The sequence below is a fragment of the Seleniivibrio woodruffii genome, from assembly GCF_029267515.1.
Taxonomy (GTDB): Bacteria; Chrysiogenota; Deferribacteres; order Deferribacterales; family Geovibrionaceae; genus Seleniivibrio; species Seleniivibrio woodruffii_A.
The window spans coordinates 13697-30630 of record NZ_JAJUIS010000011.1 but is presented as its reverse complement, the minus strand read 5'-3'; the positions used below and the strand labels follow the sequence as shown (position 1 = coordinate 30630).

11 protein-coding genes are annotated in these 16934 nt (G+C 51.3%); 8 read left to right on the top strand and 3 right to left on the bottom strand.

Going from position 1 to position 16934, the window contains the following annotated elements; translation table 11 throughout:
* Positions 1 to 8: 8 nt before the first annotated feature.
* Positions 9 to 1898, bottom strand: coding sequence for an ATP-binding cassette domain-containing protein (locus tag Q7P67_RS11105; RefSeq protein ID WP_303852126.1), 1890 nt, complete (start codon positions 1896 to 1898; stop codon positions 9 to 11).
* A 3-nt stretch (positions 1899 to 1901) separates the two neighbouring features.
* Positions 1902 to 2894, bottom strand: coding sequence for an iron ABC transporter permease (locus tag Q7P67_RS11100; RefSeq protein ID WP_303852125.1), 993 nt, complete (start codon positions 2892 to 2894; stop codon positions 1902 to 1904).
* A 190-nt stretch (positions 2895 to 3084) separates the two neighbouring features.
* Between Q7P67_RS11100 and Q7P67_RS11095 the strand changes: the two genes are divergently transcribed.
* Positions 3085 to 4866 carry a radical SAM protein gene (locus tag Q7P67_RS11095; protein ID WP_303852123.1) on the top strand — a complete coding sequence of 594 codons (1782 nt, stop codon included), beginning with the start codon at positions 3085 to 3087 and terminating at the stop codon, positions 4864 to 4866.
* Positions 4867 to 4875: 9 nt separating this feature from the next.
* Here the strand turns inward: Q7P67_RS11095 and Q7P67_RS11090 are convergent, their stop codons facing one another.
* The gene (locus Q7P67_RS11090; RefSeq protein WP_303852121.1) at positions 4876 to 6396 is read right to left on the bottom strand and encodes a sigma 54-interacting transcriptional regulator; all 1521 of its coding nucleotides are present in this window, start codon (positions 6394 to 6396) and stop codon (positions 4876 to 4878) included.
* A 174-nt stretch (positions 6397 to 6570) separates the two neighbouring features.
* On the opposite strand from Q7P67_RS11090, the gene Q7P67_RS11085 reads away from it, so the two are divergent.
* The 7 genes from Q7P67_RS11085 to Q7P67_RS11055 all read left to right on the top strand — a co-directional run bounded on the left by Q7P67_RS11085 (position 6571) and on the right by Q7P67_RS11055 (position 16692).
* Positions 6571 to 7203, top strand: coding sequence for an FMN-dependent NADH-azoreductase (locus Q7P67_RS11085; RefSeq protein ID WP_303852120.1), 633 nt, complete (start codon positions 6571 to 6573; stop codon positions 7201 to 7203).
* 10 nt (positions 7204 to 7213) lie between these two features.
* Complete coding sequence (locus tag Q7P67_RS11080; RefSeq protein WP_303852119.1) at positions 7214 to 8644, top strand: efflux transporter outer membrane subunit; 1431 nt, start codon at positions 7214 to 7216, stop codon at positions 8642 to 8644.
* A complete protein-coding gene (locus tag Q7P67_RS11075) occupies positions 8637 to 9776 on the top strand; it encodes an HlyD family efflux transporter periplasmic adaptor subunit (RefSeq protein ID WP_303852117.1) in 1140 nt (379 codons plus the stop codon). The genes Q7P67_RS11080 and Q7P67_RS11075 overlap by 8 nt, the downstream gene beginning before the upstream one ends.
* 17 nt (positions 9777 to 9793) lie before the next feature.
* A complete protein-coding gene (locus tag Q7P67_RS11070) occupies positions 9794 to 11347 on the top strand; it encodes a DHA2 family efflux MFS transporter permease subunit (protein WP_303852115.1) in 1554 nt (517 codons plus the stop codon).
* An 81-nt stretch (positions 11348 to 11428) separates the two neighbouring features.
* Positions 11429 to 13678, top strand: coding sequence for a sensor histidine kinase (locus Q7P67_RS11065; protein ID WP_303852114.1), 2250 nt, complete (start codon positions 11429 to 11431; stop codon positions 13676 to 13678).
* Position 13679: 1 nt separating this feature from the next.
* Positions 13680 to 15089 carry a sigma-54 dependent transcriptional regulator gene (locus Q7P67_RS11060; RefSeq protein WP_303852113.1) on the top strand — a complete coding sequence of 470 codons (1410 nt, stop codon included), beginning with the start codon at positions 13680 to 13682 and terminating at the stop codon, positions 15087 to 15089.
* Between the two features lie 178 nt (positions 15090 to 15267).
* The gene (locus tag Q7P67_RS11055; protein WP_303852112.1) at positions 15268 to 16692 is read left to right on the top strand and encodes an aldehyde dehydrogenase family protein; all 1425 of its coding nucleotides are present in this window, start codon (positions 15268 to 15270) and stop codon (positions 16690 to 16692) included.
* Positions 16693 to 16934: the final 242 nt, after the last annotated feature.

Here is a 16934-nt window from a genome sequence, read left to right as displayed (position 1 = left end):
CCTCCTGTCTATTTTGAGGTGCCGAGCATTGCGGCAGCCTGTTTTTCGTTTATGTTCATCCTGTAGAAGAGACTGTAAAACTCCATAACCTCGTCGGTCATATCCCATTTGAAAACGTCGGGATAAAGTATGTCAGTCAGCCAGACAAGCCCTATGAGCCTGTTCACCGACGGCGGTCTGTCGAACCAGTTGTACATGCCGCCGGGCGGTTCGTATATGTGCCCCTTGCGCACAGCTTTCAGGCAAGACCAGAAGGGGTCGGACGGCATCCGGTTTATGAGCCTGTCCTGCGATTTCATCTCGTCGGACATTATTATTATGACTTCGGGATCCCAGCGGATAATGTCGTCCGCGCTGACCTTTGTCTTGCCGCAGCCCCGCTGTTCAAAGACTTCCGCAACGTTTATGCCGCCCGCAAAATCTATGACCTCGCCGTGGCGCGCGCCTCTCGGTTCTGTCAGAAGTCCCGTCGGTGACTGTGCGTAATAGACCCGTTTGCGGTCTTTCACTGGTATTTTTGCCAGTTTCGATGTGACGCGTTCGTATTTCTTCTCAAAATATGATGCCAGCTCCTCCGCCCGTTCGCTCACGCCCAAAAGGTCACCGATACGGCGCAGAACGTCCGCCGTTCTGTCCAGAGTGCCGTCGTATATCAGAACCGGGATGCCAAGTTCCGCCTGAAGGTTGTCCGCTGTCTGCACCTCGGTTTCGTCTATCTTGTAAAGGGACATGGAGATTATCACGTCCGGCGCAGCTTTTTTAACAGCCTCGGCGTTAAAGGTGTGCACACCGCCGCCGAACAGCTTTCCCATAATGCCGAGCACAGGCAGTGACAGATAGTCCTCCTGAGCCATCATCCGCTCCGGCGGCATGGGGGGCATACACAGCCCCGATATCTTTTCCGGAGCGAGACAATAGGTGATTGCCGTCACCATGGGGTTATAGCCGAAAACGCCCCTTACGTCGGAGTTGACGAGCACCTTTCTGCCCGCCATATCGGTTATGAGGCGGGTGTCGGGCATCTGCGGTTTTTTCATCTGCGCGGGCGGTTCGTCCCTGTGTTTTGAAACGTCTTTAATATTCATGAACGGGAAATTCTTCTTCATCTTCTCCCCTCCGTCTTCAAGAAGCGGCACGCAGGTCTTAACCCTGCCGCCGTCTATATCCATCATCCTTACGTTTATGCCGTATACGTTTTTCATGCTCTGTTCGGTGATCACACTGTCCGGGTCGCCCTCGTCGATGATGCGCCCATGCTTCATCAGCGCAACCCTGTTGCCGGAAAGGAACGCGTGGTTTGGAAAGTGGGTTGTCATGATTATGCCCAGTCCGCTGTCGGCAAGCCTGTTTATGTTGTCCAGCACCTTTATCTGGTTGCCGAAATCCAGATTGGACGTGGGTTCGTCCATAACCAGCATCTCAGGTTCCTGCGCAATGGCGCGGGCTATGAGCACAAGCTGGCGTTCGCCGCCGCTTATCTCCGTGTATATCTTGTCGCGCAGGTGCAGTGCACCAAGAAGCTCAAGTGCGCTCTCCGCGACCTCCCTATCCGCCTTTGAAGGCACCGCAAAGGTACCTATGCGGGAGGTGCGCCCCATTGTCACTACGTCCAGAACCTTAAAAGGAAATGGCGGCGTGTGGTACTGGGGAACGTAGCCTATGGTTCTGGCTATGTCTGTGTAGCTTAAACGGCGTATATCTTTGCCTTTCAGGAGTATTTTGCCGGAATGCACGTTTATGAAGCCCATCATGGCTTTGAAAAAGGTGGTTTTGCCCACGCCGTTTGGACCAAGAATACAGAGTATCTCCCCTCGGCTCACGCTCATGGAGATGCCGTTCACAACGGTTTTTGCTTTATATCCGCAGGTGAGCCTGTCTATTTCAAGTATGGCGTTCATCCGTCAGCTCCAGCTCTTTTTTCCGTACAGCATGAGGTATATGAAGAACGGCGCGCCGATTATGGATGTCAGCACGCCGAGGGGTATTTCCATTGAAAAGGTGTTTCGCGCCACGTTGTCCACGATGAGCAGATAAAGCCCGCCCACTAAAACAGAAACGGGGAGTACAGCCTTATGGTCGGGTCCCGTAATCATCCGCACCAGATGGGGGATAACAAGCCCAACCCAGCCCACCATGCCGCTTATGGAGACGGATGCCGCCGTCATGAGCGTTGCGCAGAAGATGATTATCAGCCGCAGACGGTTGGTATCGATTCCCATTGCCCGCGCCTCCTCGTCGCCGAAAGAGAGCACATTCAGCCGCCACCTGAGCATCAGAAGCGGTATCCCCGCCAGAACCACGGGAACGACGAGAAGCCCAACGTCGGCAAGTGTTACGGACGACAGACCGCCCATCAGCCAGAAGGTGATGGCGGGCAGTTTGCTGTAGGGGTCGGCAACGAACTTCGCCAGCGATATGAAAGACGAGAACAGCGTGCCGACCACAAGCCCCGTAAGCACCAGAACCAGTGTGGGGTTGCTGCTCCGCCCGAAGCGCAGGCTTATGAAATATGTCACGCCCACGGCAATCAGCCCGAAAATGAAAGACATTATCTGTATCCAGAAAAAGTTGAACGAAAGAAGTATCCCCACCGCCGCGCCGAAGCCAGCACCCGCAGCCGCACCAAGTATGTCGGGAGAGACCATTGGGTTGCGGAAGATGCCCTGATATGCCGCGCCGGACATTGAGAGTGCGCCGCCCACTATCACCGCGGCGAGAAGTCTCGGCAGACGGACGTTGAAGACAACCGTATTCAGCATTGCCGCGTCCTGTCCGCCGTTCACCTTTATGAACCACGGAAAGAATGTCGCCAGGAGATTGTGCAGCGATATGTCGTAGCGCCCTATGACGATGGACAGCATCAAACCCGCAACAAGGAGAACCGAAAGGATCAATAATAACGCCCTCAGTGAAAGAGCGTTATTATTATCCTTTTTCCGCAACAGCCTCTTTAGCTTCAATTTAAGCCTCTTTGCGTTATTACAAGCGTAATTAATTGATAGATATTGACTTTTTCGTCATTATGCTTAATTGTATATAACGTAATCGAGGTTTTGTAAATATATAAATATATGGGGGAAGACCGTGAAGTGTAACGTATGCGAGATAGGATGTGCCATAAACGATGGCGCAAAAGGAGCCTGCGGGCGGTATACGGTTGATGGCGGGAAGATTACGGAGCTTTTTCCCCACAGCTATCTTGTGGTGTGCCCCATCTCTGCGGAGACTATGCCGGTTATGAACTTTTACCCCGGCGCAAAATTTTTGCAGATAAGCACCAGCGGGTGCAACTTCGACTGCGGCGGATGTGTCGCCACGGTCTGCGCAAAGGAGATGGATGCCGACAGCACCGCCATGAAAAAACTCACTCCGCAGCAGATTATTGCCAAGGCGTTTGAGCTTGAGTGTGCGGGAATAGCTTTTTTGATGAACGATCCTCTGGCTTCTTTCCACACTTTTCTTGAGGTGGCAAAGCTGGCGAAGGAGAACGGGCTGCTAACCGGATGCTCATCCAACGGATATTTCACGGAATATTCGCTGAATGAGCTTGCGCCTTATCTTGACTTCATAAACATAGGCATAAAGGGGCTTAGTGACGCGGACTATAAAGGCTGCGGCGCGCCTTCATACCTGCCGGTTCTGCGCAATATAAAAGTTTTTTATGAAAAGGGCGTACACGTGGAAACCGCCTGTATGCACAAAAAGGGCGACGAGGAGACCGCATTGCGGATTGCGGAGGCTGTTGCCTCCATATCGAAGGACATCCCCCTTCAGGTGATGCGGTTCATACCGCTGGACGATGCGGACATAGAGGGTGAACCAGCCATCGCGGAATCCGAAAAGCTCATCGGACGGATGAAAAAGATAATCAACTATGTTTATCTGTTCAACTCTCCGGGTACCGACTGCATAAACACCTTTTGTCCCGCCTGCGGTGAGCTTATCTTCGAGCGGGATTTCTACGGTCCCATGGGTTCGAAACTTAGAAAGCTGCATATAGATGGTGACGAAAAGAACTGTCCGAAATGCGGACATGAGCTGAAACTGAAAGGCGCTGTCGCGAAAAGGTCATTTGACGAGAACGACTTCGAAGGCGGATACCCGTTCACGCGCGCCCTTGAGATAATAGAAGGCACCCTCGCCGCCATAGGTGTCCGCGACAGAAAAAAAGTGATCAAATGCTGGGAGGACGTGCTTGTTGACGGTGGTCTGCCCAGATTTCACGGGAATATACAGAGTTTCGACAAGTATGCCGACACCATAAAATATTTCGGGAAGCTCACAGGACACGAAGAGGGTGCGCGGAACCTCACGCAGTATATGCGCTCTAAGATAGATATTATAAGTGAGGGCGTGGGAAAGCTGACAGAGAAACCGCGGGTTCATTATGTCATGAGTTCGCCGCTGTTCGCTCTTGAGCCGGGCAGGCTTGAAAACTGGCTGGCGGAGATGGCTGGCGGTATCAGCGTCAACAACTCCATGAGTTTTTCCGGCAGACCGGGTATGCGAATCACGGCGGAAACTCTGAACGGGTTGAACCCCGACGTTATCTTTATCTCTTCCTTCATGCACACGGAGACGGACGAGTTTTATTCTCTCTGCGAAAAGCACGGTGTGGATGTGAACGCCGTCAGGAACAAGAGGATATACAATCACAAAGCGCCCTGTTTCGATTTCGGCAGCCCCCGCTGGATACTGGGACTGATGCACATAGCAAGCTCTCTGCATCCGGAAATTTTCAGCTTTGACATTGAGGCGGAGGCAAAGGAATTCTACAGCAGGTTCTATGGCATTGAATACGTTGCGCGGGATGTTAACCGCTCTTTCGCAAAACCCAGCAGAAAGTGGGAATATTCTCTGCTCTGACAGGTCGCGTTATCTTCTGATGCCTAGTTTCAGCATTTTGCTTCTGAGTGTGCTGGGTTTCAGCCCCAGAAGCTCCGCCGCGCCGCCTCTGCCGTTAATCTTTCCTCCGGTGTGGCTGAGTACCTGCTCAATGTATTTAGTCATGTGGCTGTCCAACTCTTCCGGTGTGAAATCCGGCTGCTGTGCACGCGATAGCTTTTTGTCCTCAAGCCTGTCCGCCGCGATGGAATCGAACGTCAGCCGCCCGCTTTTATATCGGATGAGTTCCCGCTCTATTACATTTTGAAGCTCGCGGACATTTCCAGGCCACGAGTAGTTTACAAGCCTGTCCAGCGCGCCTATCTCAACAGGCGGAGTCTGGTGGAAGCCTATGTCCCTGCATTTCTGCTCTATGAAATATCGGGCAAGGGCGGGTATGTCCTCTTTCCTCTGCCGCAGGGGCGGGATGTATATGGGGAAGACGTTCAGTCTGAACCACAGATCCTCGCGGAAACTGCCGTCCGCTACCATGTCCTCCAGCTTTCTGTGGGTTGCCGCTATGACTCTGATGTTCAGTGGAATGGGCACTGTTCCGCCTACCCTTTCAAGCTCACGGTTCTGTAATATACGCAGAAGCCGCACCTGTACCTGCATCGGCAGTTCGCCTATCTCGTCCAGAAATATTGTGCCGCCGTCCGCCCGCTCAAATCTGCCCCGTTTCAGAGATGCAGCCCCCGTGAAGGCGCCCTTCTCGTGCCCGAAAAGCTCCGTGTCCATGAGAGATTCCGGTATGGCTCCGCAGTTTACCTTTATGAACGGACCGTTCTTTCGCGGCGAGCCGTAATGTATTGCGTTTGCAATAATTTCCTTGCCCACTCCAGTTTCGCCGAGAAGAAGTACCGTGTTGTTTTTCAGTGATACCTGCGAAACCATCTCCATTACGTTTTTCAGCCCGCTTTTAGACCCGATTATGTCCTCGTGATATTTTGCCGTAAGTTCGTCCTGCAAAAATCTGTTTTCGTCCACAAGTCTGTCTTTGAGGTTCACCAGATCCGTGTGGGCGAGGGTGTTTGAAAGTGCGACGGTGAACGGGTCGATGACACTGCTCATAAGGTCGAGATGTTCCTGAGTATACATTCTGTCTCCTGCAGCACGGATAACGAGTGTTCCCACCTTTGTTCCGTCGATGTGCAGGGGAAGAATGAGCGAAGACGTGCCGAGACCGTTCGTGCGCTCCGCCATTTTCTGAATGAAAGGGTGTTGGTTGTCTATGTCGTTTATGAGCGGTGTCCTCTGCATCTGCGACATCTCCCACAGTTCTCTGTCCAGAGGTATTATGCCTCCTACGGTTCTGCCGCCCGCTCCGTCCGGCACAACGGCAATGAAGCGCAGCGCCCCCAGCTTTTCGTCGTGGATGTTCAGATAGATTGTGTCAACCTTAAACACGCGGTTTATGTATTCGTATGTTTTTTCCACTGCGGTCTGAATGTCCAGACTTCCGCATATCCTGAGAGTGACCTCTCTGAAAAATTCGTTTCTGTCTATGTTCATCTCTTTGTCCTGATAACGATATATCGTTATTTTAACACAGGTAACGATATTTAGATACTTAAATAACGATATTTCGTTGCGATGTGCAGTCTTGAAGGCGAAAGATGCTTATAATACATGATTATATTTCTGGCACACAGTTTGCATTAATCAACTGATGAAACGGAGGCGGAAATGAAGACAGTGCTGTTCATCACCTGTAATCTGAAACCGAAAGAAAAGTCCAGAAGCCTGACGGTTGCGGACGAATTTCTTAAAAAGTATGCGGAGTTTAACCCTGACGACCGCATAGAGTTCATCGATACCTACAGAGACCATATACAGCGGTTCGACGAGGACGTTCTTTCCGGTATGGAAAAGCTGCACGGCGGTATGGCGTTTGCGTCGCTCACGCAGACAGAGCAGATAAAACTCGGAAAGATATGGGCATCCGCAGACAAATTCGCGGCGGCGGACAAATACGTTTTCGTGACGCCCATGTGGAACCTCAGCTTTCCGGCTGAACTTAAAATGTATCTGGATACGATATGCGTCGTCGGCAAGACGTTTATATATACCGAGAAGGGACCTGTTGGGCTTCTCGTAGGCAAGGGTAAAAAATGCCTCAGTATCCATTCAAGCGGCGGTTTTCACTACGGCACACCGTTCGATTTTTCAGTGCCGTATCTGAAAACGCTTATGAAGTTCATGGGTGTCGATAACTTTTCATCGATAGTCATTGAAGGTGTGGACGCTCTGCCCGACAGAGCGGAAGAATTTGTCGCTCATGCTTTTGAACGTGCAAAGGTCGAGGCGGCTGTGTTTTAGGGATGTGAATATGAAAAAATTTAAGTTTTTATCAGTGCTATGGATCTCCCTGCTCCTTTTTACAGGCTGCACCGGATACAGGGGGCTGAACACTGAATCGACAATGAACAAAATTCCCCCTTTGGGTGTGCAGGCAGAAAAGGGCGACTGGGTAGAAGAGAACTGGTGGAAGAAACTGAACGATGCCCAGTTGAACGGTCTTGTGGACGAGGCATTGGCGTCGCACCCGACCCTGAATGAAGCGCAGTCGAGGATACGTCAGGCGCAGGCGGCGGCCGGAATAGCGCAGTCGGCTGATGCAGTGCAGGTGAACGCCGACGCGGCGAGCACCTATCAGCGTTTCCCCAAGCACGAGAGTTATCCACCGCAGTTTGCCGGCAAAAAAGATACGGTTAACCGTGTTCAGGTAACGGCAGCATACGATTTTGACCTCTGGGGAAAGAACAGAGCGGAATATGAAGCCGCACTCGGCGGTGTCAGGGTTGCCGAGATAGAGAAAGAGGCGGCGAAACTGACGCTGGTATCCGCACTGGTTCTGGACTACGTCCGGCTGGACAGCGCTTTCAGAACTGAGGACATAAAACGGGGCATTATCGGCAGATACGGCAGGATACTGGATTTGCAGAAAAAACGCTATGCCGCGGGGCTTGATTCGCAGGAGAACATAAAAAGAACCGAGAGCGCAATGCACTCGGCGGAAGCGGATATAAAACAGCTTCAGGAGGAGCAGAAACTCCTGAAAATCTCCATAGGCACCATGACGGGCAAAGGGGCGGCGCACGGGCTTGAAATAAAGCGTCCGGCAATTACTTCGTATGCCTCTGGTCTGCCTGAGAATCTTCCGGCAGAGCTTATAGGCAGAAGACCGGATATTGCCGCGCAGAAATGGCGCATAGAGTCCATGCAGAAACGCATCGACTCGGCTAAGGCGGATTTCTATCCCAACGTAAACCTGAACGCTTTTGCGGGACTGCGCTCCATAGGACTTAACAACCTGCTGAAATCCGGCAGCGGCGTCTTCGGCGTGGGTCCTGCTGTGACACTGCCAATTTTCAACGGAGGGATGCTGAAAAGCAGCCTCGCCATGAAAAACGCAGAGTACGACGAAGCGGTTGAGAGATATAACGTATTGATACTGAACGCTGTTCAGGAAGTCGCGGACATAGCCGTTTCAGGCGTTGAGAACAGAAAGCAGCTTGATGACAGAAAAGAGGCGGTGGAAAGCCTGAACAACGCTAAAAAACTGGCTGAGCTGAACTACAGAAACGGGCTTGGCAGTGCTCTGCCTGTGCTTGACACGGAGCTTGGCATACTGAACGCGGAAACTGCCATTGTCGCCCTTGAATCCAGACAGACGGAGCTTGCAGTTTCCATGAGCAGGGCGCTGGGCGGCGGAACGGACACAGGGATAAAAGAAAGCAGGGAGAAAGACCATGAGTGATAAAGAGAAGGGCGGTTCACGCGTAAAATATATGATGATGCTCACCGGAATTTTCATTCTGGCGGGTGCGGCTTATGCCGTTCACTGGTTCAGTGCCGGAAGATACAATATAACAACGGACAACGCATACGTTTCGGGAAATATAATACAGGTCACGCCGCTGACATCCGGTTCTGTCACCGAGGTTCTGGTGAACGATACTGATTTTGTCAGGGCGGGTACGGTTCTTGCGCGGCTGGACAGATCGGATGCTGAAACAGCCCTTGAACAGGCGGAGGCAGAGCTTGCCCGCACAGTGCGGCAGGTTAAGACCCTTTACGCCTCCGACAGCAGACTGGAAACCGTCGTGAGACAGCGTGAAACCTCTCTGGCGAAGGCAAAAAGCGATTTTGCGCGCAGAGCTGCCCTCGAAGGCACGGGAGCCATAGCGCAGGAGGAGATAGACCACGCGGCGGAGGCTGTCAGGCTGGCTGAACAGGCGCTGGACGAAGCGAAAGAACAGCTTAAAACCAGCAGAAGCCTCACGGAAAGAACTGTTGCCGAAAGCCACCCCGACGTTGAAAAGGCTGCCGCGCAGGTGCGTGAGAGCTACCTCGCACTGAAAAGGACTGAAATAATCGCACCGGAGGACGGATACATAGCCCGCCGCAGCGTACAGAAAGGGCAGTGGGTGAACACAGGAGCGCCCCTTATGGCGCTGGTTCCTCTCAATCAGATATGGGTTGATGCGAATTTTAAGGAAACCCAGCTCAGAAATATGCGCATAGGGCAGCCAGTGGAACTTTCCAGCGACCTTCTGGGCAGTAAGATAAAATACCACGGAGTGATACAGGGTTTTTCCGCCGGCACAGGTTCCGCATTCTCTCTTTTGCCCGCACAGAACGCCACCGGAAACTGGATTAAAGTGGTTCAGAGACTCGCCGTGCGTGTTGCTCTGGACAAAAAGGAGATAGAGGCGAACCCTCTTCAGATAGGGCTTTCCATGGAGGCGAGGGTCAACGTCAGGGATAACGGCGGCAAAAGGCTTACGGACGGCGTATCGGTTAAGGATGTGTCCGCCGCCTCACCTTATGACACATGGAAAAAAGAGGCGGATGCGCTCGTTTCCGGAATAATCTCAGGCAACCGCTGATATAAAAGGAGAAGCTCATGCAGGAAAACAGACCTGCTCCGCCGGCACCTCTCACGGGGGCGAAACTGTTTTTTGCCACCGTGTCGCTTTCGCTGGCGACGCTTATGATAGTTATAGATACCACCATTGCCAACGTGTCCATCCCAGCCATATCAGGCGATCTTGGTGTGAGCACCAGTCAGGGTACGTGGGTGATAACTTTTTTCGCCGTTGCAAACGCGGTGGCGGTTCCGCTGACAGGCTGGCTGATACAGCGGCTCGGACAGATTAAGCTGTTTGTCTGGTCGGTGGCGCTTTTCATCCTGTCTTCGTTTCTTTGCGGCATGGCATGGAACATTGAATCGCTCATCGGTTTCAGGATTATGCAGGGGTTTGTTGCAGGACCTGTTATCCCGTTGTCAATGTCACTGCTGCTCCAGTGCTACCCCAGAGAGAAAGCGGGAATGGCTATCGCTCTGTGGTCGATGACCGTCACCGTTGCGCCCATAGCAGGACCCATTCTTGGCGGATGGCTTACGGACAACATATCATGGCCATGGATATTCTATGTGAATATCCCCATAGGTATAGTTTCCCTCATCGTTTCTCTGATTGTCATCGGCGACAGGGAATCGGTCACAAGGAAACTGCCTGTGGATAAGATAGGGCTGGCGCTGCTCATAACGTGGGTGGGGTGTTTCCAGATAATGCTGGACAAGGGAAAGGAGCTGGACTGGTTCGGTTCGCCGTTCATCATAGTTCTTGCTGTGGTGTCGGTGGTGGCTTTTGCATATTTTCTCGTGTGGGAACTCACTGAAAAACACCCGATAATTGACCTTTCGCTGTTCAGGATACGGAATTTCACCGTCAGTACCATAACGCTCAGTCTTGGCTACGGCGTATTTTTTATGAACATAGTACTCGTGCCTCTGTGGCTGCAGAAATATATGGGCTACACCGCTACCTGGGCGGGGCTTGTCACAGCGGCGTTCGGTATATTTGCAATTATTCTGTCGCCCTTTGTGGGGAAAGGCATATCTAAATATGATCCAAGACTGTTCGTGACCTTTGCGTTTACCTTTTTTTCCGCGGCGTTCTTCATGCGCAGCGGGTTTTCGCTGGATGTTGATGCAAAGTCCATAGCTCTCAACCACCTGTTTCAGGGCATCGGTATGGCGGCATTCATGACCCCGCTTAACGCCATGGCTGTTGCGGGTCTGGCACACGACAGGATTGGCGCGGCTTCGGGGCTTATAAACTTTGCACGGATTATGATGGGCGCTTTCAGCGCGTCCGTTGGCACGACCATATGGGAGAACAGGGCTGCCATGCACCATGCGCGGCTGACCGAGGAGATAAACTCCTATTCACCAGTATGGCAGCACACTCTGGATGCTCTTTCCGCAGTGCATATCAGGGGAGCCGGAGCTTATGCCATGATTGAGAACGAGATAAACAGGCAGTCATATATGTTTTCCACCGCGGAGATGTTCAAGGTTTCGGGAATACTGATCCTGTGTCTGATATGCGTGGTTTGGCTGGCGAGACCGAAAAAGGTCAAGGCGGGACCGGATTCCGCGGGCGGACATTAAAATTATATGAAGCAGACTGCCGCGTCAGCCGCAGGCTTCCCCTCAGCGACGCGGCGATCTCTTGTCTTTGCATAAAAAAACTTGCCGAAAACCGAAAATGTATGTACGAACACAGAGGATGAAACCAAAGGGAGTTCTCTTCTGTTAAATAAACTGGCACGTCTCTTGCAAAGATATCTCGGTAAAATATATGACCCGAACGGAACCGAGATGACATTCAAAGTTAAAAATTCATTGATAACCATGACGCTGGCGCTTATAGCCATCCTCACTCTTATAGGTGTGACCTACCACAGCACAAGGGTGATAATCGACCGCACCGTCATGAACCACCAGCAGAACATAGCCGCACAGGCTGCCAACACCACGGGTATCTGGGTTCAGCAGCAGATAAAGATACTTACGTCTGCCGCAAACAGCCTTGGAAAAGAGCCTGAAAAGAATATGGAACAGACTATGAAAATCCTGCGTATGGCGATGGATGCAGGTGATTTCAGCGACGTATACATCGGGATGGCGGACGGACAGATGATAGACGGCGCGGAATGGGTGCCTCCGCATGGCTACGACCCGCGTATCCGTCCGTGGTACAGACGCGCGGCATCATCGGATTCCGTCGGGTTCACATACCCTTATGTGGACATGACCACCAGACAGCTTGTCATAGCCCTTTCCATGCCGATAATTTCTGACAGAAGGGTTAAGGGCGTTCTCAGCGCCGACACGAACCTCGACATGCTCATGAAGAACGTTGTCAATGCCAGAGCCGCAAAAGGCGGGTACACTTTCGTTGTCAGTCAGGGCGGAACAATCATAATGCACCCCGACAAGAACCTGCTCATGCGCGAAAAATTACAGGATGCCGACCCCAGTCTTGAAAATATCCTCAACGTTATGAAGGACAGGGACTCAGGTTCCTTCTCATATACCCAGCACGGAAAAGAGTATATACTCGCCTTTCAGAAGATAGAAAACGTGGACTGGTACCTCTGCACAACCATGACCAGAGCCAACGCATACGAGCTTTCCGGCAGGGCTTCCATGCTGCTTGCAACCGAGTCCGTTCTGAAAGTTCTGGGGATACTGGTTGTGATAACCATGCTCGGTATAGGCGGCAGCGCGCTCATTCTTTATCTGTATAACCGAAGGTTTGTCAACGCTATGCAGAAACAGCAGGTGCAGATAACGGGCATGAACGAGGACCTTAAATGGAACATAACCCGCCGCAAGGAGCTTGAAACCCATTACCACACCCTTTTCAACGTTGCGAACGACGCCATTATGGTCTGCAAGGGGATGATATTTGTGGACTGCAACGAGAAGGCAAACGAGATATTCGGGTTAAGTCACTACGGAATATTGGGAAACAATATGCTGGATCTCTCCCCCGCACACCAGCCGGACGGAGTGCGCAGCCACGAGAAAGCTCTGGTGATAATCTCCGAGGCGGAGAAGGGTGAACAGCAGTTCTTTAACTGGAACTTCCTCCGCGGTGACGGAACGGAGTTCCCTGCTGAGGTGAGTCTTAAAAAACTGCGTCTGAACAACGAACAGCTTATTCTTTTAAGCATCAGGGATATATCAAAACGCGTGAACGCTGAACAGCAGCTCAGACAGGCGCAGAAAATGGCGGCAATGGGCGAGATGGTTGGAGCCATTGCCCACCAGTGGCGGCAGCCTCTGAACATCCTTTCAACCTATGTGGCGAGTATCCAGTCGGCGTACTATAACAATATGGTTAACAAGGATTTTGTTGAAAAACTGGTGTCCGGTGCGGACAGTCAGATTCAGTTCATGTCCAAAACCATAGATGATTTCAGACACTTTTTTAAACCTTCAAAGACAAAAGAGCCTTTCGATTCTGTTGACGCCATAGAGAGCGCAGCAAGGCTCATCGCACCAAACTACAAAGACAGCAACATCGATCTGCGGATACTGAAACCCAGAGAAAAATACCCTCTGGTGGTGAACGGATGCCGCAGCGAGTTCGTGCACGTTGTTCTGAACCTGCTGGCAAACGCAAGGGATGCAATTGCCGAAAAACACGGTGACGCGGACGAACCGAGGGACGTTCATATAGAGATTGAACATGACGACAATAATGTTATGATTAAGGTAAAGGATACGGGATGCAAAATAGCGGAGCATATAATGCCAAAGATATTTAACCCGTATTTTTCAACAAAAACGTATGCTTCCGGGACGGGTATAGGGCTTTATATGTCGCGCACCATCATTGAAAGCGAGATGCAGGGTACGCTGACGGCGCAGAACTATGAACACGGAGCGGTTTTCATAATAACCCTGCCCAAGATGCACAAAGAGGAATAATTTGTTTGATCTGACAGGCTTTAATCCCTCAATTCTCATTATAGACGACGAAAAAGAGGAGCTTGCCGCATATAAATTTCTGCTGGAATCCATGGGGCTGAAAGATATCACCACCCTTGACGACAGCAGAAATGTCCTTGATACACTTGAAAAACTTCATTCCCCTGTGGTTTTTCTCGACCTGAACATGCCGAAAAAGAGCGGCAAAGAGGTTCTGAAAGAGATAAAAGCTCAGATGCCTCAGGTGCCTGTGATAATATGTACTGCAAACAGCGACCTTGAGACCGCTGTGGAGTGTCTGAAACTGGGCGCACACGACTATCTTGTGAAGCCCATCAGCGTAAGCACCTTCGGTTCGGCACTCAGAAACGCCAGCGAGATCGGTTCGCTCCGCTCGGAACTCCTTTCGCTGAAACGGATAGGAACCAAGACCGGACTGAAACACCCTGAAAATTTCAGAAGCATCGTCACATGCAACAGCACTATGACAGGCATATTTCAATATATCGAATCCATTGCAAAAAGCGGGCAGCCCGTGCTTGTCCTCGGAGAAACAGGGGCAGGCAAAGAGCTTATAGCAAAAGCTATTCATGATTGCAGCGGACTGAAGGGCGAATTTGTCGCCGTTGACGTTTCCGGTCTGGACGATTCACTTTTCTCCGATACGCTTTTCGGACACCATAAGGGCGCCTATACAGGTGCGGACAGCACCCGTCCGGGGCTTGTTGAGCGTGCTGCCGGCGGAACCATATTTCTGGACGAGATAGGCGACCTGAACGAAAGCTCACAGGTGAAACTGCTCAGACTTATGCAGGAACGGATTTATTATCCACTCGGTTCCGACAAGCCGAAACAGTGTCAGGCACGCATCGTCGCTGCCACAAACAAAGACCTGAACGCCATGACCGTTGCGGGCGGAACATTCCGCCGGGACTTATATTACAGACTCAGTACACATCTCATAAAACTGCCCTCCCTGCGCGAGCGGAAAGAGGATATTCCCCTCCTTACAGAGTATCTTGCGGAAGAAGCGGCAAAAGGTATGTGCAAGCCTACCCCTGTTTTCAGCGTACAGGCTATGCGTATGCTCACGGCGCATGATTTTCCAGGTAACGTTAGGGAGCTTAAAACCTATATCTATGATGCGGTTGCAAGATGCTCCTCGGACATCATGGAGGACAGGTTCATTGCCGAGCGGCTGGGCGAGCTGACCCGCGAGCAGACGGTGCAGATACTCTCCGGCGAGCCTCTGGAACAGATATTCGGGCATTTCCCCACCCTTGAGGAGATAACCCAGTATGCCGTGACCTCCGCAATGAAATCTGCCAACAACAACCAGTCGCAGGCGGCAAAACTTCTCGGCATATCAAAACAGGCGCTGAATAAGCGTATCCAGAAACGCGGACACTAGAGAGTATATCGTTGTCTTTGCGAGCGGAGCGAAGCAATCTCATCGTGTTCTGTCAACTTGCAGGGTCAATAAAAGTTGACCCGCGTCAACCATAACTGCCGCCGATACTGCCTTTTCATCATTATTTCTGGCACTGTTCTTGCGTCCTGACTTTTCATCAGATTTCATGAGGTGAACGATGAAGCATTACAGGACTTTGATCGGAGGGGAGTGGGTCGATTCCGCTAAAAAACTTGAGGTGAAGAACAAGTATAACAACGAAGTCTTCGCCGACGTGCCGGTGGCGGACGAAAAGGAGACTCAGAGAGCCATAGACATTGCGGAAGAGGCTTTCAAAACTTTCAGAAAATGCCCCGCACATAAAAAAGCGGAGATACTTGAAAAGACGTCCGACCTTATCCTCGCAAGAAAAGAGGAGATAGCGGAGATAATATCAAAAGAAGCTGGAAAAGCGTGGAAATTTTCCATGAACGAAGTATACCGCAGTGCGGAAACATTCAAATTCGCAGCCGAAGAGGCAAAAAGGATTCACGGCGAGACCATCCCTGTGGATGCGAGCGCATTCGGAGAAAACCGCGTGGGCTACTTCATCAGAGAACCTCTGGGGGTCATCGGAGCAATCACTCCGTTCAACTTCCCCCTCAACCTCGTTGCGCACAAGGTCGCACCTGCGATCGCGACAGGCAACACAGTTGTCCTGAAACCAGCGTCCAGCACCCCTTTGTCCTCAATCATCCTTGCTGAGATAATGGAGGAGGCGGGACTCCCCGCAGGCGTGCTTAACGTAGTTATAGGTTCCGGCGGCACAGTGGGCGATACCATCGTGGCAAGCCCGAAATGCAAAAAGATTACCTTCACAGGTTCACCCGGTGTAGGCGACCAGATAATCAAAAAAGCGGGTATCAAAAAAGTTACGCTTGAGCTCGGTAACAACTCCGCAACTCTCATAGAAGCAGATGCGGATATAGAAAAAGCCGCCGCAAGATGCGTCGTCAGCGCGTTTTCAAACTCAGGACAGGTGTGCATCTCACTCCAGAGAATATATGTTAACAGAAAAGTTGCAGAAGAGTTCTCAAAAGCGTTTGTTGAGAAAACGAAGGCGCTTGTTGTGGGCGACCCCATGGATACAGCTTGCGATGTTGGACCCATGATAGACGGCAAAGAGCTTAAACGTATCGAGGAATGGGTGAACGAGGCGGTTGCGCAGGGAGCTGTGCTCGCCGCAGGCGGAAAGGTCAACGGCAACATCTTTGAACCGACAGTGCTCACAAACGTGACAGAAGAGATGAAGGTTATGTGTATGGAGACCTTCGCGCCTGTTGTGTCCATAGTTGCATACGACAATTTCAGCGACGCAATCAAACGCGTGAACGATTCCGACTTCGGGCTTCAGGCTGGAGTTTACACCAGAGATATCAACAAGATAATGGAGGCTGTGGAAGACCTTGAGGTTGGCGGGGTTATGATTAACGACACCGCAACGTTCAGAGTTGACCACCTGCCCTATGGCGGAAACAAGCTCTCCGGTCTCGGAAGGGAAGGCGTGCGTTTCGCCATGGAAGATATGACAAGCATCAAAATGGTGATGATAAACAGAAACTGATAAGAGAATGAGATCGCTTCGGGTATACGACCCTCGCGAAGACTGAAAAAGTAAGTCTCTGCGAGCGGCGCGAAGCAGTCTCATCAGGATAAACAGACTTAACTGCACGAAAGTCAACCCGTGCATTTCGCCCCGTTATCGGACTGGTAACGGGGCTTTTTTTACGTCAATTTTCGTTTATCCGTCTCCCTTCGGGTCAATAATTGTTGACGCGGACTTCAATAAAAATTGACATATTGGTG